Genomic DNA, 2,001 nt, shown 5'->3' on the forward strand with positions numbered 1-2,001 from the left:
AGGCGCGCTCGCCGACGCCGAAGCCGCGCTCGCCATCGATCCGTCGTTGCCCGAGGCGCTGCTGGAACGCGGCATCCTCAAGCGCATCAAGGGCGACGACAAGGGCGCGCGCGCCGATTGGCGCGCGATCCTCGCGACCACGCCCGCCGGCGCGGCGGCCGAAGCCGCGCGCAAGAACCTCGAACTGATGGACGTGAAGGAGCGCTAAAAATCGAGATCGGCGTAGTGCTTGGGCGGCGGCGCGCCGGCGATCGCGTCCGCAAGCAGGGCGCGGAACGAGGGCCTGGACTTGATCCGCGCGTACCAGTCGCGCGCCGGTTCGTGCGCCTCCCACGGCACGTCGCCGAGATAATCGACGCAGGAAAGCTGCGCGGCGGCGGCGAGATCGGCGTAGGAAATGCGTTCGCCCGCGAGCCAACGGCGGCGCTCGACCAAATAGTCGACGTAATCGAGGTGCTGGCGCAGGTTGGCGTGCCCGGCGCGGATCGCGGCCGAATTGGGCTCGCCCTCGCGGAGCAGGCGCTTGTGGAGTTTTTCGTCGAGCAGCGGCCGGGTCGCCTCGCCGTGGAACTTGCGCTCGAACCAGGCGATCAGGCGGCGGGTTTCGGCGCGCTCGATCGGCGAATCGCCGATCAAGGGCGGATCGGGAAACATCTCGTCCAGGTATTCGCAAATCGGGTCGGCGCCCGAGAGCGCGATGCCGTCGGGCTCGACCAGCACCGGCACCTCGCATGCCGGGTTGAGGGCGAGGAATTCGACCCGGCGTTCGCGCGGGTTTTCCTCCACCAGCCGGAATTCCGCTTTCTTTTCCCGCAACGCGATCCGCACCCGGCGCGAAAACGGGCACAAGGAGAGATGATAGAGGGTGCGCATCGTCGTTTGCCGCCTTTTACACCTCTTTGCCCGGGGAGGAAACAACGCCGAAAAATTTCGGATTCGCGTCTTGTTCTCACGGCCAAGTGATTCGCGCGCGCGGGCGGCCGTGGAATAATGGGCCGAACGACAGCCGACCGAAGGACACGCCCATGTTGATCAAGCGCCTCCGCGCCGCCGACCCGAAGGGTTCCGACATCACCCCCCGCGCCGTGTTCGAAGGCCGCCGGACGCTCCTCAAGGCCGCGGGCCTCGCCGCCGCCTGGGCGGTCGCCCCCAAGTCGGCTTCCGCCGCCAAGACCGTGGCGCGCGGCGAGCCGATTCCCAACGTGGTGAAATGGCCGAAGTCGGCGACCGAAACGCCGACCGCCTACGAGCTCGCCACCACCTACAACAACTTCTACGAATTCGGCTTCGACAAGGAAGACCCGGTCCGCAATTCCAAGGACTTCAAGGCGCGCCCGTGGACGGTCGCGGTCGAAGGCCACGCCGCCAAGACCGGGACCTACGATTTCGAGGACCTGATCAAGCCGCACACGTTGGAGGAGCGGGTCTATCGCTTTCGTTGCGTCGAGGCGTGGTCGATGGTGGTGCCGTGGGTCGGCGTGCCGCTCGGCGACGTGCTCAAGCGGTTCGAGCCGACGGCGAAGGCGAAATACGTCGCGTTCCAGACCGTGCTGCGCCCGGAGGAGATGCCCGGGCAGCGCCTGCCCCTGCTGAAATGGCCCTATATCGAGGGCCTGCGCATGGACGAGGCGATGCACCCCTTGGCGCTGCTCACCGTCGGCATGTACGGCGAATGGCTGCCCAATCAGAACGGCGCGCCGCTCAGGGTGATCCTACCGTGGAAGTACGGCTTCAAGAGCATCAAGTCCATCGTCCGCATCGCCTTCACCGAGAAGGAGCCGCCGACGACCTGGAACATCGCCACCCCGCGCGAGTACGGCTTCTATTCCAACGTCAATCCCAAGGTCGATCACCCGCGCTGGAGCCAGGCCAAGGAACGCGTCATCGGCGATCCGTTCTTCTCGCCGCGCAAGCCGACCTTGATGTTCAACGGCTACGAGGAGGACGTGGCGCACCTCTACAAGGGCATGGACCTCGCCAAGCTCTATTAGGCTTCCGTCA

Annotated in this window: 2 protein-coding genes; one reads left to right on the forward strand and one right to left on the reverse strand. The window is 66.3% G+C overall.

Annotation, left to right across the window (positions count from 1 at the left end; all coding sequences use genetic code 11):
• Positions 1–204 precede the first annotated feature (204 nt).
• Entirely contained in the window at positions 205–873 is a 669-nt protein-coding gene (locus FJ311_16250; protein MBM3952986.1) for a glutathione S-transferase family protein, read from the reverse strand.
• Between the two features lie 152 nt (positions 874–1,025).
• Between FJ311_16250 and msrP the strand changes: the two genes are divergently transcribed.
• Complete coding sequence (gene msrP, locus FJ311_16255) at positions 1,026–1,991, forward strand: protein-methionine-sulfoxide reductase catalytic subunit MsrP (GenBank protein MBM3952987.1); 966 nt, start codon at positions 1,026–1,028, stop codon at positions 1,989–1,991.
• Positions 1,992–2,001: the final 10 nt, after the last annotated feature.

The sequence above is a fragment of the Rhodospirillales bacterium genome (genome assembly GCA_016872535.1).
In the GTDB taxonomy this organism is placed as follows: Bacteria; Pseudomonadota; Alphaproteobacteria; order Rhodospirillales; family 2-12-FULL-67-15; genus 2-12-FULL-67-15.

Coding starts and splice junctions, on each gene's coding strand:
- FJ311_16250 (MBM3952986.1), bottom strand. CDS start 873: ATGCGCACCCTCTATCATCTCTCCTTGTGCCCGTTTTCGCGCCGGGTG.
- msrP (MBM3952987.1), top strand. CDS start 1,026: ATGTTGATCAAGCGCCTCCGCGCCGCCGACCCGAAGGGTTCCGACATC.